Consider the following 24,197-nt stretch of genomic DNA (forward strand, 5'->3'; position numbering starts at 1 on the left):
GCCTCAGTCCTCGATCTCGCGTGCTTCCTCGATCAACATGATCGGGATGCCGTCGCGGATCGGGTAGGCGAGACCCGCCGATTTGCTGATCAGCTCTTGCGCTTCCCGGTCGTAGCTCAACGGCTGCTTGGTCAGCGGACAGACCAGAACCTCCAGCACGCGCGGGTCGACTTCCACCTTTTCACCCCAGCCGGACATCAGTGCACCCCTCGGCTGCCGGGGGCCAGCGAATCGCCGGCAAAGCGCATCAGCGCCTCCAGCGTGGCGGCCCGGCGGGGCAGGTCTTCCGCCTCCAACAGGGCCTGTTTTTCCGCCGTGTCGAAGGGGCACACAGCGGACAGTGTGTTGACCAGGCTTTCATCGTCGGCCTGGTGGATCGATTCCCAATCGGCGGACAAATCCTCTGCATCCAGATAGGCGCGCAGTACTTCCTCCAGGCTTTGCCGGCTGGTCGCATCCAGGACGGTCGGCTGCCGGAAATCATCCAGGAAGTCGGAATAATCTGCCTCTATCTGCCGATAGGCGGTGGTGGCGCTCAATTCCTGCACCGTGCGGAACCGCGTCAGGCCCGCCAGCACGATCATAAAGCGGCCGTCATCGGTTTCGGTAAACTGGTTGATTCGGCCCAGGCCCCCGATGCCGTATAATTGCTCGCCGTCGCGCCGTTGCACCATGCCGATCAGTCGCTCGCCTGCCATGGCGTCGCGGACCATATCCAGATAGCGCGGCTCGAAAATATTTAGGGGCAGGGTTCCACGCGGCAGCATCAGCGCACCATCCAGGGGAAAGATCGGAATGCGCCGGGGCAGGCCGTCTGCGGAAATACTGCTCGTCAACCGGTGTCCCTCTCTTATGAAAACAGAATGGCCGACAGCTTTCTTCTGGCTGCCATGACCCACGGACTACCAACGCCCGAGGCCTCGAACAGTTCTAGCAGCTTCGTTTTTGCCGCACCTTCGCCATGGGTGCGGTCACGGCGGATAGACTCCAGATACTGCTCGGCGGCCTCTTCGCCGCGTCCGGAACCGGCCAGCGCCTCTGCATAATCGATACGGGCGTCATGATCGTCCGGACGCTCCTCAACCACGTCCGCCAGCGCCTTCAGCTCCGATTCGTCGACCGCATTCTCGCCCAGCACCAGCGCGGCGCGTGCCTGAACGACCTCTGCGGTGGTCGATGTTTCCGGCACACGCGCCAGCAGCGCCTTGGCCTGCTCCTCATCGCCCAGCGCAATCAGCGACACGGCCGCGCCGCCCAGGATTTCCTCATCCTCGGGTGCCTGCCCGATCAGCTGCGACAGGATTTCCAGCGATTCGCGGTGCTGTCCGGCCGTCGCCAGTTCCTTAGCGCGGGCCTTCATCTCGGCCAGTTGGTCATTGGCGTCCGGCTCTCCTTCGGCGCCCAGCTTCGGCAGAATTTCGTCCAGGAACTTCGTCAACTGCGTTTCCGACCGCACCTGCGACAGGTCGGCAAGCGGCTGCCCCTTGTGAATCGCATAAATAGTGGGGACGGATTGAACCCGGAACTGCGCCGCGATCGCAGGCTGCTGATCGACGTCGATCTTCACCAGCGTCACGCCCTTTGCGGCATAATCGGCGGCCACCTTGTCGAGGATCGGGCCCACCTGCTTGCAGGGACCGCACCATTCGGCGTGGAAATCCAGAATCACCAGTCCTGTCATCGACGGCTGGATCACGTCGCGCTCGAACGCCTCGATCTGTGCGCGGTCGCCTTCGGGGGTCATCAGCGTGGCCAAGGGAACGTCTCCTGAATCTGGTATGTGACAGCGGGGACTATATGGGCGTGCAGTCGTGAATCGCAAAGGGCTTGCGATCCGGCGCATCCCCGGTTATCAGCGCCGCTCCCCGGAAGAGGCTCTGCCCCTTCCTCCTACGACTTGTTGAGCGGGCGTAGCTCAGGGGTAGAGCACAACCTTGCCAAGGTTGGGGTCGGGCGTTCGAATCGCCTCGCCCGCTCCATTTTTCTTTAGAAAATTGAACCGCTTAAGCGGATCGCAAGTTGGCGAATTCTGCTTCCCCGCTCTGTCGGTTGCTCCGGGGAAGCGCGGGGGAAGCACAAATCGGAGTTTCGTGGCGCACTCTGGCGTTTGCATTGCGACACACTGAACCTCCCGATTCCAAGGTGCAAGGATTGGTTTGGCGTGTGTCCAGCTTGGAGTGCGATCAGTGAAGGTGTCCAATCTGATTACCCAATTCGCTTGTAATTTGAAGCGGCGGAATTTGGGCCGTTTCCAGACCGTCTGCTTCCAGTCCGACAAAGGCGAAAAGCAGCCATTCGGCAAACGACACTAATTACGGTCATCGAATCCCACAAAAAAGCCGAAAAGTAGACGTGACCTCTTCAACGGATCGCCTTATATTGTCGGTGTCGAAAATAGAGCAGCAGGGTGGTGGCTCCTGCGCCCGCTACAGCTGGTTCTTCTCTGCCTCGGCATCAATCGAACTGGGTTCGGTGTGACGCGATGAGGTTTCGCGCTCCCGGACCAAATGTGGAGCGCGAGTATGAATTACGTTTATTTGAGTTTGGCCATAATCGCTGAAGTGATCGGCACCACCTTCATGAAGCAGTCGGAAGGTTTCACGAAGCTGGTGCCGGGTCTAATCACCGGTGCCGCCTATGTGATTGCCTTCTACTTCCTGTCGCTGACACTGAAAACGATCCCGACGGGTGTTGCCTATGCAATCTGGTCGGGCGTCGGCATAGTTCTGATCGCAGCCGTGGCCTGGGTTTTCCAAGGACAGAAACTTGATGCTCCCGCCATGCTGGGCATGGGTTTGATAGTAGCTGGTGTCGTAGTGATGAACGTATTTTCGAAGGTCTCGGCTCACTGAAAAACGCGAATGTCCGCTAGTTGACCAACAACGTCGCCAGCGGACAGTCTGCAAATGACCCCAATCTCCGCCATCGAAGCGGCTTTTGTCGGACCTGAAAGCAGCCTCGAGTCAGCAAGCTGCGGAGCGGCGCGAACTAGGCCGTAAGGCGACAGTCTGCTCTTGGATTACCAGCGGCTGAAACCGGACTGTCCGATTTGGAAGCGATTGGTGCTAATTGCGATTGGTCCTCTCGGGGCGGACAGCGATCAACTTGCACGGTCTTGCTAGTCTCGAACCAAGATTGAGGTGTCGGGATTAAGGTCATCGTTCGGATCGGTCAGAATCCCTGCAGGAAACGCCGCCGAGATCGGCTTATCTTTTGTGTCCAGACACAGCACATGGTTGTTGTCCCCGTCGCCCAGATCAGCGAGCGCGACCGGCACAACCTCCCGACGCTCTCCTTCCACTGTCTGTAGGGTCACTTTCTACAGTTCGCGTTCTTTGTCACCGGGCTCATCACCATTTCCGAGAGTTGCGCTGCCGGCCCTGACGACGCGCGCCTTCCGTCGTCGTCGTGGTGGCCAGCTCCTCCGCCAGCATCTTGCAGAGAAGGCGATCGATGTGGGATAATCTCAGCGCCGAACAGAAGTAAGATCCGTGGGAGGTCTACGGATTATCAAAGATCGCCGCGGAGCAATTCCGCGACGGGTTGCGCTAGCGCTTGGCGTGGATGTCGCCTGCCCCGAGCATCAAGGTGCTGACAACCCATTCGGGACTGACGGCCGCGCCCCTGTTGGGCGTGCCGCGCGGCCCTGTCGCCTCGGCCTTCAGAAGCATCGTGGGGCACTTCACGATGACGCCCAGGCAAGGCGCCTAGTCGACCCTCTTGTCCACGCCCTTGCCCACTGTCCGGGCCGAGCTGGACGAATCGATCCCCGATAGCAGCTTTCTGGGGACGGGGGGGATGGACGGGCTTCCGTCGGCTTCGCGAGATCAGGAAGGAATACAACCAGAAACTGGCGCTGGATCCGGACCTGCGGCGAAAAATGCGGGCCTCTTGCGATACTTGGACGGGGTCAGTCTGGAAGTTGTGACACAGGAAAAAAGGGGTTGCGCGCCAATAACGGGTCAGTGTATTGCACCTTCTGGCAGGCCTGCCGTCCTCAGAGTGTGGCCGCCATTGGGAGCAGGCAATACAAGAGCAGTATTTGTCTCTGCGCTTGCGCAGCGGGCTTTCCGGAATTAATTTTTTCGCCATCACCTGGCGAACTATCGATCAGATCGAAGTTGGTCAGTTCATCCCCCATTTTGACCACTACTTATCCATAGGCCCTGAAATTTTGGCCGTGCAGCCGCAATCTGCTCGAAGCGTTTGGAGATTCACTTTGGCGTCTATCTTCGTTCGGGAACCCTGGCGGCGGCATGCTGCCCTGCTGGCGCTCGCGGGCGCGCTGCTCGTCCTCGCCGCCTGCGGATCGACCGAGGTGGAGCCGGTGGACGCACCGCCGCGCCCGGCCAAGCTGGTGACCGTCCAATCCGCCAATTCGCAGACTTCGGGCAGTTTTCCGGCGGTCGTCCGCTCTGTCCGCACCACCGATCTGGCATTTCAGGTCGGCGGGCAGATCATCGAGTGGAACGCGATCGACGGTGCGCGGTTCAGCCGCGGCGATGTGATTGCGCGGATCGAGCCGACGAGCTACGCTGCGGCCGTCAACCAAGCCGAGGCGCAGTACCTTAACGCCAGCAGCGAATATGAACGCGCGCAGCGCCTGATCGAACAGGACGCGATCTCCAAAAGCGTGGTCGAAAGCCGCCTGGCCCAGCGCCAGGTCGCCAAGGCTGCACTCGACACCGCGCAGAAAAACCTCTCCGATACCGTTCTGCGGGCACCGTTCAGCGGCGGGGTCGGGGTGACTTATGTCGAGCAGTTCCAGAATGTCGGCCCGCAGCAGCCGGTGCTGGTCCTGCAAAGCCGCGCGGTCGAGGCGGTGGTCAATGTGCCCGCCAGTTTCGTGCTGGTTTCCAACCAGCGGCGCTTTTTCAATATCTTCGTCGAGCTGGATGCGGCCCCCGGTCGCCAGTTCCCGGCGGTTTTCCGCGAGGCGCGCGGGCAGGCGGACAGCTCCACCCAGACCTTCGAGGCGCATTTCAGCTTTACCCCGCCTTCCGAATTGCTGGTGCTCACCGGGATGACGGCGACCCTGTTCTACGAGGGCGAACCGATCGGGGAAAGCGAGGGCCCCAATGGCGTCGAAGTGCCGCTGGCGGCGATCATGTCCGAGGGCGGCAAGCGTTTTGTGTGGGTGGCCAAGGGGCTCGACAAGGTGCTTGAGCGGCGCGAGATCACGATCGAGGACGGCGTCGGCGAAACCTTGCGCGCGATCACGGGGCTGAAGGCTGGAGAGACCATCGTGGCCGCCGGCGGCAATTACTTCCGCGAGGGCGACAAGGTTCGCCCCTGGGGCGAATAGCCGCGGGTCGGCGTTGCAGATATGGATATCGCAGCCTTCAGCATTCGCAACCGGTTGATCATGTGGATCGTGATCGCGCTCTCGCTGCTGGCGGGGTGGACTGCCTATCAGAACATGCCGCGCTTCGAGGATCCTGAATTCACGATCCGCACCGCGCAGATCTTCACGCAATATCCCGGCGGCTCGCCCGAACAGGTCGCGCGCGAGGTGTCGGCCCCGCTCGAAGAAGCGCTTCAGGACATGGCAGAGGTCGACGAAGTGCGCTCGGTTTCCTCGGCGGGCTTTTCAGAGCTTTCAGTCGATATCAAGTTTTCGGCCAGCCCGGACAAGGGCGCGCTGCAGGACATCTGGAACAAGCTGCGCAACAAGGTCCGCGATGCCGCCGGCGACCTGCCGCCTGGCGCCGGCCCGAGCATGGTGTTCGACGAATTCGGCGATGTTTTCGGGATCTATTACGTGCTCACCGGCGAGGGCTATTCGATGCCCGAACTGCGCACCTATGCCAAGGCGCTGCGGCAGGATCTGCTGGCGGTCGACGGTGTGGGCAAGATCAACATCGCGGCCGAACGCCAGGAGGTCATTTATGTCGAGATCTCGCGCCAGAACGCCGCCGCGCTGGGCGCCACGGTCAACGCAATCTTCCAGCAACTTTCGACCCAGAACACCGTCGTGCCCGGCGGCACTGTCGAGGTCGATGGAAAGCGCCTGATCATCACGCCGAGCGGCGATATCGATTCGGTTGCGGCGATCTCCAACCTGCTGGTTGCATCCAGCAATGGCAGCGTGGTGCAGTTGAGCGATATCGCCACAGTCACCCGGGGCCTGCGCGATCCGCCCGACTTCCTCGCCTATTGGGATGGCGAGCCGGGCCTGATCATGGGCGTGGCGGCGGTTTCGGGCAGCAATGTCGTCGCCGTGGCCGAGCGGCTTTCGCAGCGCCTTGCCGAGGTCGAAGGCCAGCGCCCGGCGGGAATTGAGATCCACGAATTCTACAACCAGGGCAAGGTGGTCGACAAATCAGTTTCCGACTTTGTGGTCAACGTGTTCCTCGCGCTGGCGATCGTGATCGGTGCGCTGGTGGTGTTCATGGGGCTGCGCTCGGGGCTCGTTATCGGGATCGGGCTGCTGCTGACCATCGCGGCAACGCTGGGCACAATGTATATGAGCGATATCCCGATGCACCGCATCTCGCTGGGCGCGCTGATCATCGCGCTGGGGATGCTGGTCGACAATGCGATCGTGGTTGTCGATGGCGTGCTGACCGGGGTGCAGCGCGGTCAGAAGATCATCGAGATATCGAGCACCATCGTCAAACGCTCGATCTGGCCGCTGCTGGGCGGGACACTGGTCGGCATCCTCGCTTTCGCGCCCATCGGCCTTGCGCCCGGCGACACCGCCGAGTTTACAGGAGACCTGTTCTGGGTGATCCTGATCTCGCTGCTTTACAGCTGGGTCTTCGCGATCACGATCACGCCGTTCCTGTGTTCGCTGCTGTTCAAGGAGGCGGCGCAGGCGTCCGAGGCTGAAGGGGGCGTGGCCGCTGAAGAGGCTCCGCAGGACAAGACCGACGGCCTGATGCAACGCTTCAAGGATATTATCGAAGTGCTGATCGCGCGCCGGGTGACCACCATCGCGGCGGCAGTGGGGCTGTTCGTCGCCTCGGTGTTCGGCTTTGGCTATGTCACGCCCGGTTTCTTCCCCGCCTCGACCACGCCGCAACTGGTGGTCGATTACTGGCTGCCCGAAGGCACCGACATCGCCCAGACCGATGCCGACATGCGCAAGCTGAGCGAATATATCAGCACGCTCGAAGGGGTGGAGCACGTCCACACGCTCGTGGGCCGGGGCACCTTGCGCTACATGCTGGTCTATCAGTTCGAGAGCACCAACGCAGCCTACGGGCAATTGCTGGTGAAGCTCGATGATTACAACCGGCTCGATACGCTGGTGCCGCAGGTGCAGCAATATATCGATGCCAATTTCACGCAGGCGCAAGGCAAGGTTTGGCGGTTTATCCTCGGGCCGGGCGGCGGTTCGAAGATCGAGGCGACCTTCAGCGGGCCCGATCCCGAAGTGCTGCGCGACCTCGCCCGGCAGGCGCAGGAGGTGTATCACGCGGATGGCAAGGCAATCGCGATCAAGGACAATTGGCGCCAGCGCGTGCCCGCGATCGAACCGGTCTATTCCGAGGTCAAGGGGCGGCGCGCAGGCGTCAGCCGGTCCGATCTGGGCGCGGCGCTGGCGCGCAATTACTCGGGTCAGCAGGTCGGCGTCTATCGCGAGAATGACGATCTGATCCCGATCATGTCGCGCGCGCCTGCGGATGAGCGCGAGAGCGTCGAGGGCCTGCCGCTGATCCAGGTGCTCGGTCCGACCGGCGCAGCGGTTCCGGTCGAACAGGTCACCGACGGCATCCAGACGATATTCCGCGACAGTCGCCTGCGGCGCACCGATAATGTCTGGTCGATCAAGGCGCAGGCCGATCCTGCTCCCGGCGAGCTGGCCGGCAATTTGCAGGCGCGGGTCCAGCCGCTGGTCGAGGCCATTGCGCTGCCGCCGGGCTACTCGCTTGAATGGGATGGGGAATCGGGCAATTCGGCAGAGGCCAACGAGAACCTCGCCAGCACGATCCCGCTGGGCTTTGGCGCGATGGTGCTGGTGACGATCTTCCTGTTCAATGCGGTGCGCCAGCCGCTGGTGATCTGGTCGGTGGTGCCTCTCGCGCTGGTGGGCGTTGTGTTCGGTCTGATCGTGATGGGCGTGCCGTTCGAATTCATGGCGATCCTCGGCGTGCTGTCGCTGGCCGGGCTGCTGATCAAGAACGCGATCGTGTTGGTGGACCAGATCGACCTTGAAATCGGCGAGGGCAAGCCGCGCATGGACGCGCTGCTCGATAGCGCCGCCAGTCGTGTGCGCCCGGTCCTGTTGGGGTCAGGCACAACGGTGCTTGGCGTGCTGCCGCTGTTCACCGATGCCTTTTTCAAATCGATGGCGGTGGTGCTGGTGTTCGGCCTGACCTTCGCGACCGCGCTGACGCTGCTGGTGGTGCCGGTGGTCTATGCCGCCGTGTTCGGCATTTCCACCGACGAGCGCGCGGACAAATCCGGCACAAGGGAAACCGGCGGGGAGGCGGCGGCATGATCGCGCGCAGGCTTCTGCTTGGCACAGCCCCGGCGGCGCTCGCGCTCGCACTGGCGGGCTGCGCCAGCCTGAGCACCCCCGAAGACATCGCCGCCGCCACCGCGCAGAGCCTGCCCGCCCTGCCGCCGCAATGGGTGGTCGAAGGCACGGTGCCGGGGGAGGTGCGCATCGGCTGGATCGAGGCGGTCGGCGATCCGGTGCTGAGCGAACTTGTGCTCGAGGCGCAGGCCAACAACCCCGATATCCGCGCCGCCGCCGCCAATCTCGACGCTTCGCGCGCGCTGGTGCGGCAAGCGCGTGCGGCGCTGTTCCCGCAGATCAACGCCAATGTGAACGCCGACCGGACCGAATCGCCCAATCCGTTCGCGCTCAATCAGGCGGTCTACACTGTCGCGGGGCAGGCACAGTGGGAGGTTGACCTGTGGGGCCGGGTGCGCGCGGGCCGCAACGCCGCCTATGCCAGCGCGCAGGCGGTCGAGGCGGATTTGCGGTTTGCGCAATATTCGCTCGCAGCCGGGGTCGCCTCGGCCTATTTTGCCAGCATCGAGGCCGCTGAACAGGTCAGTGTGGCACAGCGCACGGTCGAAGCCCTCGCTGAAATCGACCGGATCGTGCAAGTGCGATACCGCGAAGGCTTTGCCTCGCGCCAGAACACCGCGACGACCGGGGCGGATTATCAATCCGCGCTGGACAGCCTCGCCCAGACGCAGATCGCGGCGCGCAACGCCCGCCGCGCGCTGGAGGTGCTAGTCGGGCGCTATCCGGCCAATCTCGTAACCGTCGGGCGGAGCCTTCCCGAAGCACCGCCCGCGCCGCCCGCAGGGCTGCCCGCCCAACTGCTCGAACGGCGTCCGGACGTGATTGCAGCCGAGCGCAGGGTTGCCGCAGCGTTTGCCAACCTCGATCAGGCGCGGGCCGCGCAACTGCCGCAACTTGTGCTGACCGCTGTCGGAGGCGTCGCTTCCACCGATCTCGGCGACCTGCTCGATACCGATAACATTCTCTGGTCGATCATCGGCGACGTCCTGCAGCCGGTGTTCGATGCGGGCCTGCGCGGCGCACGCGAGGACGAAGCCGATGCCAACCGCCGCGCGGCGGTCGCGCTTTATGCCTCAACCGCTCTTGCCGCCCTGCGCGAGGTCGAGGACAATCTCGACGCCGTCACCGTGCTGGAGGAACGCGAACAGATACTCGCGGCCGCTGCCGACGAGGCGGGGACCGCCTACCAGCTTGCCCAGTTGCAGTACCGCGAAGGCGAGATCGACCTGATCGATGTGCTCAATTTCCAGCAGCGCCTTTTCCAGACGGAACGCAACCTGGTGAGCGTGCGCCGCCAGCGGATCGACCAATGGGTCGGGCTCAACCTCGCGCTCGGCGGATCGTGGAGTGCGGATGGTCTGCTTCCGGTGTCCACACAATAGCACCCCAATGACCGAAGTTGGGGCGCGTAGCTGCCATAGCCAGAGAGCCTAGGATCGCTGCGAAAGCGCAATCACCAATCTGGCGGCCAGCGCTTCTTCTGCGTTTGCACGCCGCGCTTTGATCTTCGAGACCAGCTGACGTTTGGAATGATCTGGCATGCTCACGATTGCGGCAAGCACCACAGCTTTCAGCAAGTCAGGATGCGCCGTAATCATATAGCGGTCCCCGGTACCTGATCGGCAGGACGACGTAGCCGCTCAACCAGCGAGCGCAGGCTGGCTGTGAGCACGAGGGTTGCGCTCCCCATCTTGATGATCTCGATCTCGTCTCTGGAAATGAGCACATAGAGTGTGCTGCGTCCGATCCCGAGATAGCGACAGGCTTCGGGTACGCGCATGGCGATCGGTTCGATGGCCTGGGGCCCGCATTGCTCGCAAGGATGCTCTGTCGTGCTCGCAGATGGCATAGCCGTCGATCCTTTCATCTTTCGGGTGATGACGGACCGACCTTGGGAAGCATGGAGGGAACAGGCCGGCCCGCCATCAGCACTGAGTATCGATCGATTAGGGCACCCTGCGCCACATGACGTTCCTACGCCGCAGCTGTCGTTCTTTCGCCGCAGCGCAGAGGCGTGGGGGCAAGCACTCCAGTCAAATGCACCGATGCTCATCGGGACGGCGAAGGACGTCCGGGCGAAAGCGGGTTACCGAACGAAAACAGCGCAGAACGCCAAGCGCCGTCGCCAATCTGTTTGATAGCAAAGAACTTTTTGAAATGAGCGCCGCAGGGGCAATATGGGTGCCGTCGCATATTACTGAACGAAACCAACCACCTGCGCCCCGACCGACGGCGGCGCTTTTATCTCGCCCTCATTTTCTTTCTTCAAATCAGACGCTTACGGACAAATACCCCACGCCGATTACGCCTGCAAGCGGAGTGCATCGCGACTGTATCCGGCGCTGCCAGCGACCTGCAGTGATAGCGTTGCGAGTGTGCTTCTGATTAGCAACCAAGCTGCAAAGTTTCTGTAGCGGCAGTGTCTAAGAGCGTCGCTAAATGATGCAACGCCAAGGCAGCGCAACGACGCGATCATCGCACACCAAGCGCCAGATATTCGGATTACGAGCGCACACGGGATACTCGACGATTGGTTGCAGCCACGCTCGTGGACGGCCTATGTGTCAGCTTCTGGGTCAATAATGTTGACGCTTTAATGTCGTGGTTTAGGGTGGGTGTGCGACGGTCGGCTTTTAGGCCGCGCATTCAATATAGAGGACATTGAACCGGCGACGAAGTTGGACCGTATGCGATCTGTCCGGCTTGCGCATTAGAAACTAAAATGCTGCCGTACGGCTTCCGACACCATTCGCGATATTTAAGAAAGGGTTGAGAATCGATCTCAGACGAAAGCGAAAGCTGGTGCCAATCCAAAGGTCGACGGATCAACATCTGGGCATTTCAGTTGGTGACCTAAACAGATACGATGGATTAAGTTCACCTACCCCCTAAAACGGCGACCATCGTCTTGCTGCGTTGCTCTGGAACTGCGCGCTTGCCGCTCATTCGACCAAAGTCTATGAGACGAGCGTCGGCAGAATCAAATGTCGATAAAGCGTGCCGGTAACGGGAACGCAGTGAGGTCTCGATAGGCCAATTCTGCGGCTGTCCCTGCAACTGTAAGCGGCGAGCGCGTAACATGGGTGGGGTTGGCTCCACAACCACTGGGCGGCAATTGTCGTCTGGGAAGGTATGTTTCGTGCGACAACCCGTGAGCCAGGAGACCGACCGGCGCGTGTCGCTCTTGCCGGGCTCATGGGATTGGCCAGGCGCGAAACGAATTTCGTCCGGGCGACGAGTAGCGGTTGGAGCCGCATCGGCAGGACTGCCGGGGGATGCACGCGTCCGTCCCTAGCAGTCTCGTCGACCGCACTCGTGCGGACGCTCCGGCCAAGTCGCCCGGCGCCCCGGAAATTCGTTCTCATGAAATACATTCACCTGTCGCTTCTGTCTTCCGTGCTTCTGCCGGCTCCATCGCTCGCTCAGACCATCGATCCCGCTGCCGATCCAGAGACATCCAACACCTCGATCGTCGTCACCGGGAACCGCGCCACCGATCCCATGCCGCTCGACCGGATCGGCGGATCGGTCACCGTCCTCGACGAGCAAATCCTCGACCGGAGGCAAGTCCGCGAGGTGTCCGACGTGCTCCGCGACGTCCCAGGGGTCGCGGTCGGACGGGTTCCCGGTCAGACACAGCTTCGGTTGCGCGGTGCTGAAGCCAACCATACGCTCGTCCTCGTTGACGGGATCGAGGTGTCGGATCCCTATGCCGGCGAGTTCGATTTCGGAACGCTTATCGCCGACGAGGCTTCGCGGATCGAGGTGCTGCGCGGACAGCAGAGCGCGATCTACGGGTCGGACGCGATCGGCGGCGTCATCCAGTACATCACTCTCGACGGCCGCGATGCGCCCGGGGCGGTCGCGCGGATCGAAGCCGGTTCGTTCGGCATGGTGAACGGTGCTGCCCGGATCGCTGGATATAGTGGCGATCTCGACTACGCGCTGTCCGCCACACTCAATACCACCGATGGCACGCCAGGCGCCCGGAACGGCACGCGCGATCTTGCGAACGACAGTGGTGCGGTGTCGCTGAAGACGACGTTCGCGCCATCAACCAATGCACGCCTCACTGGTGTATTACGCTACGCGCGCACCAATGCCGAATTCAACGACAGCGATTCCGATCCGGGAAGTCCGACCTTCGGATTCCAGGTCGATAGCCCCGGCAACCGCTTCGAGAACGAGGCTATCTATGTGCTCATCAGGGGCGAGCTAGACTTGCTCGACGATCGCTGGACCCAAGCGTTTTCGGCCCAGATCGCGGATACCCGGCGCGACGGTTTCGCTTCGACTGGACGCAGCTATGGCAGCGAGGGCCAGAGGTTGAAAGGGTCCTACGATACGACGTTGCGTATCGAGGCTGGCGGTCTGACCCACCGGGTCACGGCGGCTCTCGATGTCGAACGCGAACGCTTCCGTAACACCGATCCGACCGGCTTCGCATTCACCGGTCGCCGACAGATCGACAATGTCGGTCTCGTCGGCCAGTATGCGATCGATCTCGGAGACCGAGCGAGCGCGTCCGCATCCATCCGCAGGGACTGGAACGACCAGTTCGCCGATACAACCACGTACAGGCTTCAGGCGAGCTATCGGATCGCTGCGGCTACGCGAGTGCGCGGGGCCGTCGGATCGGGGGTGAAGAACCCCTCGTTCTACGAACTATATGGGTTCGTGGACGGCCGTTTCATCGGCAATCCCGACCTCAGGCCCGAGAAGTCGAGCGGATGGGAGATCGGGATCGACCAGTCGCTGTTCGGTGAGCGCGCTTCAATCGGGGTCACCTATTTCGAGAGCGAACTGGACGAAGAGATCTTCACTTCTTTTCCGCCCCCGAACTTCGTCGCCAGCCCTGGCAATCGCGATACCGTATCCAAGAGAAACGGCGTCGAAGTGTTCGGCGAGGCGCGCTTCGCGGAAGCTTGGCGCGTCAATGGAGCCTACACCTATCTGCGTTCCCACGAGGATGGCGCGCGCGAAGTGCGGCGGCCCTCCCATACCGCCAGCCTGGCTGTCGACTGGCGCGCTCCCAAGGATGCCGGAGGGGTCACGCTCGTTGCGCGCTACAATGGAGAGACGATCGACAGCGCTTTCATCGATCCCTCGTTCGTGCCGGTTCGCGTGCAACTGGACGACTACTTTCTGCTGAACGTCAACGCCGACGTGAGGGTGATGGATAATGTCGAGCTGTTCGGCCGAGTCGAGAATTTGACGGCCGCCGATTACGAGGATGTCTTCAGTTTCGCGACGCCCGGACGCTCGTTCGCCATTGGCGCGCGCGCGCGTTTCTAAGGAGAATTTCGATGACGGATGAAATGATAGCAAAGTCCGACATTGCGAGGTTCGCATGGCCTGTCACACTTGCCTTGGCGACGGTGGGCGGATCGCTGGTTGCCGCCTGCATGATGCCGTTCGTGGCTGTTACGATCGTGACCGCCGCGACCATGCGCCGCTCGCTCGCGTTAACGACGATCCTCGCGATCTGGGCGACCAACCAGTTGCTGGGGTTCACCGTCCTCGGCTACCCGCACACGGGATATGCGTTCGCCTGGGGCGGTGCGCTGGGCATCGCATCTATTCTCGCCATGCTCGCCGGTGCCATCATCATGGGAGAACAAAACGAGCTGAGCACCCTTCGGACATTTGGCGCCTTTCTGATCGGCTTCGCTGTTTACGAGGCTGCGCTATTCGGGTTTGCTTTGGTGGTAGGCGGGACAGAGACTTTCACGATGGCGATCGTGGGACAGATCTTCGCGAACGATGCATTATGGTTCGCAGGACTGTTGTTGGCGTCCTGGCTCCTCGCCAGAGCCGCTCCCACGCTATTCGGACCTTCTCCGCGAATACGGTTCGCCTGACATGGCGCAGCCGCGCATCGTGTCCCTCCTGCCGAGCGCGACCGAAATCGCCGTCGCACTCGGATTGGGAGAGAGCCTCGTCGGTCGCTCGCACGAATGCGATTATCCGCTTTTCGTAAAGGCATTGCCGGTCGTCACGTCGACCAGACTCGAGAAAGGACTGACGTCGCGGCAGATCGACGACCGGATCCAGGAAATCGTGAGGCAAGGACTGTCGGTATACGAAGTCGATACCGCGCTTCTGCGGGACTTGCGGCCCGACCTCATCTTGACCCAATCGCAATGCGCGGTCTGCGCGGTCACCCCTGCCGATCTGGAAGAAGCACTCGGCGACTGGATCGGAACCGCCCCGACGCTGCTGTCGCTGGCACCCGATACATTGGAAGATGTATGGAGCGATTTCGCTAAGGTCGCCGAAGCGGCGGGAATTCCCGAGCGTGCATCATCGGTCGTCGGTGACTTGAAGGAGCGGATGTCAGGGCTATCCCGAAGTAGCGCGGAGAGGATGGATCGCCCGCGTGTCGCCGCGATCGAATGGATCGATCCGCTGATGGCCGCAGGAAACTGGGTACCCGAACTAATCGAGGCGGCCGGCGGTCACCCATTGTTCGCGCGAGCCGGAGAACATTCCTCGTGGCTGAATTGGGACGACTTGATTGCCGCCGATCCCGATCTGATCGTTGCGATGCCCTGCGGATATCTGTTGCCACAAACGCTCGCCGATCTGGGGTCGCTCGTCGACCACTTCGGTTGGAAAGACCTTACCGCGGTTCGCAAAGGGAAGGTCTTTGCCGTTGATGGCCACCATCTTTTCAATCGTCCTGGCCCACGACTCGTCGAGTCGGCTGAACTGATCGCGCAGTTGGTTGGGGCGACGCCAACACAGGCATTGGAGATGGGACGGGATTGGATCTCCATCGATGGGGTTTGACGATGTTTTTCGCGCTATTCGACGCGAAACGAGCGCATCAGCCCTTGTTTTCAAAGCTGCGTACCGATACTCAAAATCAGCTGCATGCAAAGTTGCGCGCATTCAGCTTCAAGTTCGCACCGGTAACGGGAACACAGTGAGGCCCTCCAAGGTCAAATCTGCGGCTGTCCCTGCAACTGTAAGCGGCGAGCGAGAAATACTGGCGGGTCACTCCGCAACCACTGGACTGATTGTTTGGTTCGGGAAGGTGTATTTCAAGTGATGACCCGCGAGCCAGGAGACCGACCGGAGCGAGTCGCTCTTGCCTGATTCATGGGATTGGTCGGGCGCGGAATCATTTTCATCGGAGCGACGATAAGCGGCTTGGATTGCTCCGAGCACGCCCGGTCGGCGTATCGCGTCCGTTGACCAGGCTGCTCGGCCGAGGTCCGGAGATCCAAGCCACTATATCGGCGTGAAGGGCTCAGAGCCCACGGAGAAAATGCCATGTTCAAAACTAGGGTCCGGACTCATTAGAGCCACCATGTGACGAATGCTGCGATGGCGATGGTGGCCATGAAGGTCTTGATATTGCGGTCGAAGCGGGTGGCGACGCGGCGCCAGTCCTTGAAGCGGCAGAACATGCGTTCGACGACATTGCGCTGGCGGTATATCTGCCGGTCATGCTCGATCTGCACCTTGCGGTTGGACTTCGACGGGATGACCGGGGTGGTGCCGCGTTCGATCAGCCAGGAACGCAAAGCGTTGCTGTCATAGCCCTTGTCGGCGACCAGATAGTCGGATGGCGGTACGGCATTGATCGTCTGGATAGCGACCTTGGCATCGTGCGTGTTGCCCGGCGTCAGCAGGAGGACGTGCGGGCGGCCCTTCTCGTCGCAGACGGCATGGAGCTTGGTGTTGCGTCCGCCTTTGGTGATGCCGATACCATGAGCCAAGGCCCCCCTTTTGCGCCGCCGGCGGTGCGGTGGAACTTGATGCAGCTGCTGTCGATGAAGAGCCTTTCAGGGACGCCATCGACCCCGGCGAGCTGGGCGAAGATCCGTTCCCACACGCCGCGTTCGGCCCAGCGCCGGAAGCGGTTGTAGAGCGTCTTCTTCGGACCGTAGACATGTTCCGGGCAATCGCCCCAGCGACCGCCGCTCTTCAGAGCATGGACAATCCCGGAGAGCACCCGACGGTCATCGACCCTCGGCATACCACGCGTATCCTGCGGCAGAAGCGGTTCAATCCGCGCCCACTGCTCATCCGAAAACCAGAAGAAATCCGCCATCCACCACACCTCCTCACTGGAGGCAGGTGAATCACATCTCGATGCTGCTGTGAATCCCGTTTATGGGTCCGGACCCTAAAACGAAGGTTCTGGCACTCTCGGCTGCAATCGCATTTGGCTCTTCTGCCGCGGTTGCTCAGCAAACGGATATCGGGCCATTTCTACCCGAAGTGGGACAGGCCATAGCTGCGGCCGAGCAAGGTGCGCAAAACATCTGTGCTTCGAATGGCGGTCTGGCATCTTTCAACGTCATTCGCATAATCCAGAACGCCGGTTATTTCGCGGCGCAATTTGAGTATTCATGCAACGGTTGATTCTCAGGCCACTTCGCATTGAATGAGAACGATGAACGGCGCTGGCTTAAACCCGGCGCCGTTTTCGACTGCGGTTCGCGACCGCCCTTTTGTCGACCGCTGACATTCTGAATTTTTCGCGACGATTTGTTGTGTCTCGGAGAGTGTAGCGCGTAGCTGCCGCTATACGATCAACTGTTTTTGGGCGTTCAGATCTCGTACCAGAATGGCTGGGATTGAGGCGCGTTACCAACGACAACCGGTTCTTCATGAACGACCGCTTTTGGCGATAGGTCGAATGCGCTGCTACCACCGAAATGGGGTCGATAGCCGAAGGTCTGCTTCCGGCAAGCCAGATCGATAAGCTGCCGGCCAATCAAATCGGCGTCTACTGCTTATCCGGGCACGATTTGGCATCGGCTTGAAGCTTTTCGAGGCGTTCTGTGCATACATCGTGGACGACGCGACCCAGCTCTTCGACTTGCTCACCGAGCCAATCGAGTTCTTCCTTGTTGATGCGGTAGTGCTTCGAGTAGCGCGCCTTCACGTAAGCTTCCTTGAGCTTCTCGAAGCGTGCGCGATCACGCTTCGTTTCACGCGGCCAGACGTAAGTAAGACGCGGGTCGATCCGTTCAGCCTGGGTGCGCAGGAATGCAAGATTGTGGTTATGCGGCGTATAGAAGGTGCAAACGAGCAGAACGCAGTGATAAAGGCGCTCAGCCGCTTGGTGCAGTTCAAACGCTGCTTTCTTGTTCCAGCCTCTTTTCGTGGCCTCGTTCCCCTGGATGAGAAACTGCTCGGCTGACGGCATCCACTCGTCAAAATACTCCTGAGCCATCGCCAGCGCCTGTTCCAGCGTCTTCGGCTTGGGCGTATGCAGGTCGGTGTCGTCGGATTGGTAGAGCGCAACCCCGTCCTCCTTCACATCCATGAAGAAGTAGCGCCCATGTGCCAGCCCGTTATTCACCTCTTGCAGGGTATGCACGATAAAATTGACCGGCGTCTGGAGCGTACCGGTAACGCCATATTCGCGCATTAGCCGGTCATCGAGCTTCGCCCAGTACTTCACCCTGTCAGTGAGTCGCTTGTCGTTGACGATGATCAGAAGATCAAAGTCGGAGCGGTATCCCTTGGCCGTGTGAGGCTCGTCGACCCAGGTCCCGCGAGCATAGCTGCCGTAAAGAATGACCTTAAGTATCCGCCCGGCCTTCTTCCACTCATGCTTAGCGAGCGCGAAGGCATCGTCGAATTCTTCGAAGATAAGCTGCACGACGCGCTCGATCTCGCGCTGCTTTTGCGGGGGAAGATGATCGAGGTCGGTCTTCATCGTTTAATCTCTAGCAAGCAGCCGCGAAGCTTGCACCTGCCGAGTGCATAAGGCGCGCAGTGACGGCGCACCCCAAAGCGCTGAGGAGCCGCGCGCCGCTGTGCCTAGTGTTAGCAACAATCCGAGAAGGATTGTCGTTAGCATTGTTAAGGGATGCTGGAGCCAAGCATTTCTGCGGGTTTGAGGCCTGTTTCGGTTCCTGATAGTCCGAGCTTTGGGTTCCTGATAGTCCGTGAATCCCGGTTCCTGATAGTCCGAACAGACCACAGGCTTATCCACAAGGCCCATCCCCATTTCTGGAGACGGGCTTTGATTTGGAGCGCTATCCACGAGCTACCGCAGTTTTTCAATCTGACTTTTGGGCAATCTTAGCCAAGTAGGCGTCATGCAACTGCACGCAAAGCTGCCAGTGTGCGCGCTTGCTTGATCTCCCGCACGCTCCGCAACTCGCCACCGTCCAATAGTCGCGCAATCTCTGCCGCCACTTGATCCGCCGCGATGATGAGCGCGGTATCCAGGTGCACATAGCGCTGGGTTACGCCGCGCGGGGCGTGACCGAGTAGGCCCGAGATGGTCAGTTCACTGAAACCTTGCGCCGCTGCCATGCTGGCAAAGCTGTGGCGCAGGGTGTGCGGTGTCACTTTGTCCAGGCCTGCACGCGCGCAGACTCGGCCCAGCACCCGAACGACGCCTACGAAATGCCCATCGCCCCAATCCGCCGGGAAGATGAAGGGCGAATGACTGGACAAAGCCTGAGCCTCCAGCACGTGCATTGCTGAGTCTCCGGCCACGCGGATCTGCGGACCGGACTTGGTATCCGGAAAACGGACGAGATTGTCGTCGGGCTGAACCCATGCCTTGCGCATTGCCAGCACTTCCGTGCGGCGAAAACCGGTGAGAAGCATGACGCGGATCGCAGCGAGGCCGGCCGGGTGTTCGCCCTCGCGTTCCATCTGCGTCATCACCTTGCCAAGGTGACGGATTTCGCCAGCGCTCAGATATCGCTTCACCTTCTGCGAGGCCATGATGCGCACGCCTGTTGCCGGACTAACCTCAATAATGCCGAGGCGGCGGGCGTGATTGAGTAGAGCGCGAAGCGTGCTGATGGCGCGGGCAGCAACGCCTGAGCCGCCGGCCGTTTGCCCACCTCGGCTTGTGCGCCTCGCTCGGGCGGTTCGACCAGCCGCAATATCACCTTGCAAGCGTTCAATATCTGCCAATTTCAATTGGCTGACCACGCGATTGCCGATCAGCGGCTTAATGTGGAGTTCAATACGGCTTCGATCACCTGCGACCGATGACGCCTTGATGGGGCGGCGGTTTCGTCCGATCAGCCGACCGGATTCGGCCTCGGCAAGATACCAATCGCAAACTGCTGCGATTGTCAGCCCCGTACGGACCGAGTGCCGTTCGGCGGATGGGTCGGCCCCGTCGATCACAGCGGCGAGCTTCTTTTGGGCGAGGTCGCGGGCTTGCTCGACAGTCAGAACACCATATTGGCCTATAACACAGCGACGGGTCCTCGCCTCTTGGTTTCGATATTGGATGATAAATGTTTTGGTGCCGCTGGGTTTAACGCGAACGCCAAAACCGCGCAGTTCGCTGTCCCAAAGAAAGGTGTCGCGCTCTCGGTTGGATTTGAGCGCCTCGACGGTGCGTTTAGTTAGTCTGGTCATGCGATTTGTCCTTGATTTGAGTTGTCATTCCTTTCGAAGTTGCTCCTGCGCTCCGGTGGCCCACGCGCTTGATATTTGCTTCCCCACACAGGTGCAGCATGGCCGGGGAAGCAGGGGGGAAGCAGTAGGAGGGAAACCGCCGGAAATCGCAGCGTACCAATGGGGACTCGATGTGAGAAACAAGCAATTGATATTGCCTGGAATATCGTAGATTTTACTGAATACGAAAACGATAGCGAAAATGCCGAGAGGCAGTTGCCAAGGTTGGGGTCGAGGGTTCGAATCCCTTCGCCCGCTCCAGTTTCACAAAATTCGCGAGACGTCGCCGTCAGGCGCTGCCGATTCGCTGCGCGTGTCGCCGGATCAGTCGTCCACAGCGGCGCTTCTACGCGGTAGCACACCCAGCCAGCGGGCGAGGCGGGGCATGCGGGGGAGGGCTTGTCGTTCGAAGAACCACAACGCCGCCAGGGAGAGGGCCAGCAGCGGCAGTAGCGCGGCCAGAAACAACAGGATTGCGGCGACCCCGCCCATGCGCGCGGGCAGGGCGGACGGCGAAGGCGCCCCTAGGGCATCTGCCGGTTTGCGCCGGCGCCACATGACGAATCCGCTGACCGCCATCAGGATCAGGCCGGTGGCGGTGATGACACCCACGGCCTGGCTGATCCAGCCAAACAACTGTCCCTCGTGCCATGCAATGCCATATCCGACGGCTCGATCGATGATGTGGCTGTCGGCAAATCTGTCCCGCGAAATTTCCTGCCCCGTCGCCGCGTCATAGGTGATATTTGTTCGCAGCGGCGGAACCGCGGCATCGGAACGGATCGTCCATGCCATGGGTCCGGGCGCGCCAAACCTGCCGGGGGCGCCGGGCGGCGTGATGATGACGGGAAAGGCGAGAGCTTCCTCCCTCGCCCGTGCCACCATGTGGTCGATGCTGGCGCTTGCATCGGCGGCATTCGGTGGCGGCATCATCGCCATCATGGCTGCATGGTCGTGTCGCGGGTGAAGCCCGACGACCGGTGGCCGGGGCCCCTCGTCAGTCGCAGCTTCGCCGCCGAGGGTCCATTCCTGCGCGCCCTTCACAAGCCCAAGTTCGGTTCGGATGCTGCTGAAGGCGCCGCCCCATATGCTCGTCCAGGGCAGACCGGTAATAAGCAGGGCCAGCACCAGGCCGGAAATCCAGAACCCTGTGACTGCATGCAGGTCCCGCCACAATACCCGCCCCCGACCCTTCAGTCGCGGCCAGATCACGCCAGCGAACATGCGGTCGCGCGGCCACCACAGATAGAGACCGGAGAGAATGAGGAAGATCGCCCAGCAAGCGACCAGTTCCACCAGCCAGCTGCCCCGCGCGCCCATCAGCAATTGTCCGTGGATGCGTTTATCCACCTCCATGATGCGGGACTGGCTGTCCATGCTGCCCAGCAGCTCTCCTTGTGGAGAGATAAAGACATCGCGCATCGAACGACCGTCGGGCATGGCCAGATGAATCATCGCAGCATCACCTGCCTGCCGGGGAAGGCGATAGCTGTCGAACCGCGCCCCCGGAAATGCCGCCAATGCGGTGTTCAGCTGTTCCTGTGGCAGGACATTTTCTGCAACGGGCAGGTCCCGATAGGCGCGCTCCTCCCACCGTTCAATCTGCGGCTTGAACAGATAGAACCCGCCCGTCACTGCCAATAGCAGGACGAACGGAATGACGAACAGCCCGGCATAGAAATGCCAGCGCCACATGGTGGGATAAAGGCGCCCGGCCTTCATGACCGATCGCCGCCAAAGCGGTACGCAACGCGCAGGCTGAAGGTACGCGGCTCGCCCGGCAATACGCGGTCCTCCGTCCCCAATGAATAGCGGGAAAGGTTGTCGCTGTAATAATAGGTCTCGTCAAAGATATTGGTCAGGGTCGCATCGACCCTGACCGGGCCGAATTCCGTCCCCGCGCCCAGGTCGGCGGTGATATAGTCGGGCAGCGTGACCGTGCCGCCATTGACCATTTTTCGCGCACCGACATAATTGGCCGCCGCACGCAATTCGACGAGTCCCAGCGACAGGCGGGTTGCGGCGGTTGCGCTGTGTTCCGGCGTTTCGGCCAGTCGTGCACCGTCAATCGCCGGATCGGTCGAACGCGTTACATTTGCGTCCAGATAGGCATATCCGCCCTGCAGCCACCAGCCGGGCATTGGCGACCATTCCCCCTCGAACTCTACGCCCTGCACGCGGAACTGCCCCTCCTGGATCTGGAATCCCAGATTGTCCGGGTCGGGAACGCCGATGTCGTTGCGCCGCATGCGAAAGGCGGACAGGCTGGCCTGTACGGTGTCGCGCGACAGGCGAAACCCGGCCTCTGCCTGGTCGGACGTTTCCGGCTGGAACGCGGACCCATCCGTGCTGCGCAGCCCGGTCACCGCGCTCAGATCATAGCCGGTATTATAGCCCCCGAACAGCGACAGGCCACTGCCCAGCGCAAAGGTCGTTCCCAATTGCCAGGAGGTGTTGGCCAGCTCTGCATAGCCGCTGGGCGAGCCATTGAAATAATTATGATTGTCGGAGACGGAATGCCGTATTCCGGCAAGTACGTCCCATGCAGGCGTCAGCGCGATCTGATCCTGTGCATAAAAGCTGAAGCCATCCAGCACCGCCTCTGAAACGAAGCCGAAATTGCCGGTGGGCGCGCCGCAGCCATAGGCCGGGTCCAACGCGTCGATGGGGCCGATGCCACAGGGAACCGTGGCGGACATGCGGAACGGCACCTGATCGTGATTATATTCCACGCCGAACAGCAACCTGTGTGCGATGCCAAAGGTCTGGGCCGTCCCCGCCAGATCGAGCTGGGCGAGGTAGAATTTGTCGTTCTCGCCAGCATTGCGGCCAACGCGCGGGATCAGCGTCGGATCGTCCTGGCTGGACGGCAGCAGCGTGGTCGACCGCGCCTTATTATTCCATTCGCTATATTGCAGGCGCGGGGTCAGCGTCCAACTGCCCCCCATGCTGATATCCGCCCAGAACTGTACAAGTGGTGCATGATTTTCCTGCAGCGAAAAATCCGGTTCGCCCAAGAATGTCGACCGGTCGACAGTCGCCACGCCGTTGCTGATGATGGTCCCGACTGTCGGCAATCCGGGATTATTCAGCGTCTTGCGGTGAAGATATTCGGCAACCAGGTGCGTGGAAACGCCCTCGCTGGGCTGCCATGCCAAGGTCAGCGCCAAATTTTCACGATCGACGTCCAGTAAATCGGTGAAGGAGCCTGAGCGCTCAATCTCTCCCGTCAAACGGATGCCCAGCGTGTCGGTGATAGGCCCGCCAACATCAATGGTCGCCTGCTTTTGATCGAAACTTCCCCCCGTCAGCGCGACATAGCCACCGAACTCCTCGGTTGGCTGTTTCGTGATGATGGAAACGATGCCGCCGACGCCCGACTGGCCATAGAGCACTGCCGACGGCCCCTTCAGCACCTCTATGCGGGCGACGTTTGACAGGGCGGACGGGTCCGTACCGTCATAAAAGCGCTGAAACATGCCATTGCGGATCTGTTGTGCGGCGAACCCGCGTATCCGAAGCGTATTGCCGCCAAAGCCGCCAATGCGGCTGCGCGCCACGGTGGCGGAGGGAACGGCCCGCAGGGCGTCCTCTATGCTGCGGGCGCCGCGTTCGATGATGTCGTCGGCATCAAGAACTTGTACGCTCTGCGGCATCCGGTCGAGGGGGATACCGGACTTCTCGCCAAAGCCGGATTTCGTGCCTGTGACGATTATCGTGTCCGGAGAGTCCGCATCATCGGCGCAGGCTGGTGCGGACAACAGGAGGACGGTCGCGATTGCGGCAACAGAACACAAGGGTCGGGACGTTAACGCCCCGCGAATTGCTGAATAAAACATAATATATCCTGATCCGGCCCACGCACCGCCGCGGCGGCGCATGGGCGCATTTCGGCTTTTTTTTAAGAAGGATCAGATGAGTGCGGGCGGCCCTTGGGAGGGGGGGCGGACCTGAATGCCGCGCCATAGCAGGGGGGTCGCGGCCACGCGAAACCCGGCCGCCAGGATGAAGGCGATTGCGATGGCCAACAGGACGGGGTCGGCACCGGCGAGCGACGGCGTCGCAAGGCCCGAAAATGCGCATGGCATGTCGGTCTTTTTGTGCTCGCCCTCGTCATGATTGCCGGGAATTGCCATCAGGGCGGTTTCGACGCCCTGGCCGGTGCAAAGCTGGATCAGCATCATGCCATTCGCGCTGCCGGGCATGAACCCGGGGGGAACCAGCACCTTCATCAGCAGCGCTGCGCCAAAAACAAGCGCAGCGAGCCGGCGATTACGTAAGAAAAGGCGGCGTACGGCTCCCACGAGCGGGGCCG

21 protein-coding genes, 1 tRNA gene and 2 riboswitches are annotated in these 24,197 nt (G+C 61.2%); of the genes, 10 read left to right on the forward strand and 12 right to left on the reverse strand.

Annotated elements, in window-relative coordinates; translation table 11 throughout:
• Positions 1–3: 3 nt before the first annotated feature.
• From ACSMXM_RS14250 to ACSMXM_RS14260, 3 genes are read right to left on the reverse strand one after another with little or no spacing between them, the layout of a single operon-like run.
• Complete coding sequence (locus ACSMXM_RS14250; RefSeq protein ID WP_460317037.1) at positions 4–198, reverse strand: Trm112 family protein; 195 nt, start codon at positions 196–198, stop codon at positions 4–6.
• A complete protein-coding gene (locus tag ACSMXM_RS14255; protein WP_460317039.1) occupies positions 198–836 on the reverse strand; it encodes an LON peptidase substrate-binding domain-containing protein in 639 nt (212 codons plus the stop codon). Before ACSMXM_RS14255 ends, ACSMXM_RS14250 begins: the two co-directional genes overlap by 1 nt.
• A 14-nt stretch (positions 837–850) precedes the next feature.
• Entirely contained in the window at positions 851–1,756 is a 906-nt protein-coding gene (locus ACSMXM_RS14260) for a tetratricopeptide repeat protein (protein ID WP_460317042.1), read from the reverse strand.
• Between the two features lie 148 nt (positions 1,757–1,904).
• Here ACSMXM_RS14260 and ACSMXM_RS14265 point away from each other — a divergent pair.
• From ACSMXM_RS14265 to ACSMXM_RS14275, 3 genes are all read left to right on the forward strand, one after another.
• Positions 1,905–1,979: transfer RNA gene (locus ACSMXM_RS14265), tRNA-Gly, on the forward strand.
• A gap of 373 nt (positions 1,980–2,352) precedes the next feature.
• Positions 2,353–2,478 carry a hypothetical protein gene (locus ACSMXM_RS14270; RefSeq protein WP_460317043.1) on the forward strand — a complete coding sequence of 42 codons (126 nt, stop codon included), beginning with the start codon at positions 2,353–2,355 and terminating at the stop codon, positions 2,476–2,478.
• A 44-nt stretch (positions 2,479–2,522) separates the two neighbouring features.
• Positions 2,523–2,852, forward strand: coding sequence for an SMR family transporter (locus ACSMXM_RS14275; RefSeq protein ID WP_460317046.1), 330 nt, complete (start codon positions 2,523–2,525; stop codon positions 2,850–2,852).
• Positions 2,853–3,118: 266 nt separating this feature from the next.
• On the opposite strand, the gene ACSMXM_RS14280 is transcribed toward ACSMXM_RS14275, so the two are convergent.
• Positions 3,119–3,277: a hypothetical protein gene (locus ACSMXM_RS14280; protein WP_458817497.1), complete on the reverse strand. Its 159-nt coding sequence runs from the start codon at positions 3,275–3,277 to the stop codon at positions 3,119–3,121.
• A gap of 693 nt (positions 3,278–3,970) precedes the next feature.
• On the opposite strand from ACSMXM_RS14280, the gene ACSMXM_RS14285 reads away from it, so the two are divergent.
• The 3 genes from ACSMXM_RS14285 to ACSMXM_RS14295 are packed head-to-tail and all read left to right on the forward strand — an operon-like array spanning position 3,971 to position 9,867.
• Positions 3,971–5,305, forward strand: coding sequence for an efflux RND transporter periplasmic adaptor subunit (locus ACSMXM_RS14285; protein WP_460317048.1), 1,335 nt, complete (start codon positions 3,971–3,973; stop codon positions 5,303–5,305).
• A gap of 21 nt (positions 5,306–5,326) precedes the next feature.
• Positions 5,327–8,446: an efflux RND transporter permease subunit gene (locus tag ACSMXM_RS14290; protein WP_458817495.1), complete on the forward strand. Its 3,120-nt coding sequence runs from the start codon at positions 5,327–5,329 to the stop codon at positions 8,444–8,446.
• Positions 8,443–9,867, forward strand: a complete 1,425-nt coding sequence (locus tag ACSMXM_RS14295) for an efflux transporter outer membrane subunit (RefSeq protein WP_458817494.1) — start codon at positions 8,443–8,445, stop codon at positions 9,865–9,867. The genes ACSMXM_RS14290 and ACSMXM_RS14295 overlap by 4 nt, the downstream gene beginning before the upstream one ends.
• Before the next feature lie 48 nt (positions 9,868–9,915).
• Here ACSMXM_RS14295 and ACSMXM_RS14300 read toward each other — a convergent pair whose 3' ends face one another.
• On the reverse strand, positions 9,916–10,083 hold the full coding sequence (locus ACSMXM_RS14300; RefSeq protein ID WP_158586864.1) for a hypothetical protein: 168 nt from the start codon (positions 10,081–10,083) through the stop codon (positions 9,916–9,918).
• Positions 10,080–10,334, reverse strand: coding sequence for a helix-turn-helix domain-containing protein (locus ACSMXM_RS14305; RefSeq protein WP_119587909.1), 255 nt, complete (start codon positions 10,332–10,334; stop codon positions 10,080–10,082). The genes ACSMXM_RS14300 and ACSMXM_RS14305 overlap by 4 nt, the downstream gene beginning before the upstream one ends.
• A gap of 1,106 nt (positions 10,335–11,440) precedes the next feature.
• Positions 11,441–11,672: riboswitch (cobalamin riboswitch) on the forward strand.
• A gap of 176 nt (positions 11,673–11,848) precedes the next feature.
• On the opposite strand from ACSMXM_RS14305, the gene ACSMXM_RS14310 reads away from it, so the two are divergent.
• From ACSMXM_RS14310 to ACSMXM_RS14320, 3 genes are read left to right on the forward strand one after another with little or no spacing between them, the layout of a single operon-like run.
• Positions 11,849–13,780, forward strand: a complete 1,932-nt coding sequence (locus ACSMXM_RS14310) for a TonB-dependent receptor plug domain-containing protein (RefSeq protein ID WP_037447551.1) — start codon at positions 11,849–11,851, stop codon at positions 13,778–13,780.
• A gap of 11 nt (positions 13,781–13,791) precedes the next feature.
• Positions 13,792–14,346, forward strand: coding sequence for a hypothetical protein (locus tag ACSMXM_RS14315; RefSeq protein ID WP_051749615.1), 555 nt, complete (start codon positions 13,792–13,794; stop codon positions 14,344–14,346).
• Between the two features lies 1 nt (position 14,347).
• Entirely contained in the window at positions 14,348–15,277 is a 930-nt protein-coding gene (locus tag ACSMXM_RS14320; protein WP_037447548.1) for a cobalamin-binding protein, read from the forward strand.
• Between the two features lie 103 nt (positions 15,278–15,380).
• Positions 15,381–15,581: riboswitch (cobalamin riboswitch) on the forward strand.
• A 208-nt stretch (positions 15,582–15,789) separates the two neighbouring features.
• Here ACSMXM_RS14320 and ACSMXM_RS14325 read toward each other — a convergent pair.
• A protein-coding gene (locus ACSMXM_RS14325) for an IS5 family transposase (protein WP_160683796.1) occupies positions 15,790–16,547 on the reverse strand; the annotation gives its coding sequence in 2 pieces (ribosomal slippage) (positions 15,790–16,211 and positions 16,211–16,547; 759 coding nt in all).
• Positions 16,548–16,609: 62 nt separating this feature from the next.
• On the opposite strand from ACSMXM_RS14325, the gene ACSMXM_RS14330 reads away from it, so the two are divergent.
• Positions 16,610–16,861, forward strand: coding sequence for a hypothetical protein (locus ACSMXM_RS14330; RefSeq protein WP_460317050.1), 252 nt, complete (start codon positions 16,610–16,612; stop codon positions 16,859–16,861).
• A gap of 367 nt (positions 16,862–17,228) precedes the next feature.
• Here the strand turns inward: ACSMXM_RS14330 and ACSMXM_RS14335 are convergent, their stop codons facing one another.
• From ACSMXM_RS14335 to ACSMXM_RS14355, 5 genes are all read right to left on the reverse strand, one after another.
• Positions 17,229–18,167 (reverse strand): HEPN domain-containing protein, encoded by a 939-nt coding sequence (locus tag ACSMXM_RS14335; protein ID WP_119587875.1) that lies wholly within the window; start codon positions 18,165–18,167, stop codon positions 17,229–17,231.
• 383 nt (positions 18,168–18,550) lie between these two features.
• The gene (locus ACSMXM_RS14340; RefSeq protein ID WP_160683793.1) at positions 18,551–19,843 is read right to left on the reverse strand and encodes a tyrosine-type recombinase/integrase; all 1,293 of its coding nucleotides are present in this window, start codon (positions 19,841–19,843) and stop codon (positions 18,551–18,553) included.
• 363 nt (positions 19,844–20,206) lie between these two features.
• Positions 20,207–21,604 (reverse strand): PepSY-associated TM helix domain-containing protein, encoded by a 1,398-nt coding sequence (locus tag ACSMXM_RS14345; RefSeq protein WP_460317052.1) that lies wholly within the window; start codon positions 21,602–21,604, stop codon positions 20,207–20,209.
• Positions 21,601–23,721: a TonB-dependent receptor gene (locus tag ACSMXM_RS14350; RefSeq protein ID WP_460317054.1), complete on the reverse strand. Its 2,121-nt coding sequence runs from the start codon at positions 23,719–23,721 to the stop codon at positions 21,601–21,603. The genes ACSMXM_RS14345 and ACSMXM_RS14350 overlap by 4 nt, the downstream gene beginning before the upstream one ends.
• A gap of 72 nt (positions 23,722–23,793) precedes the next feature.
• Positions 23,794–24,114: a hypothetical protein gene (locus ACSMXM_RS14355; protein ID WP_460317056.1), complete on the reverse strand. Its 321-nt coding sequence runs from the start codon at positions 24,112–24,114 to the stop codon at positions 23,794–23,796.
• Positions 24,115–24,197 lie beyond the last annotated feature (83 nt).

The sequence above is a fragment of the Pacificimonas sp. ICDLI1SI03 genome (assembly GCF_054740865.1).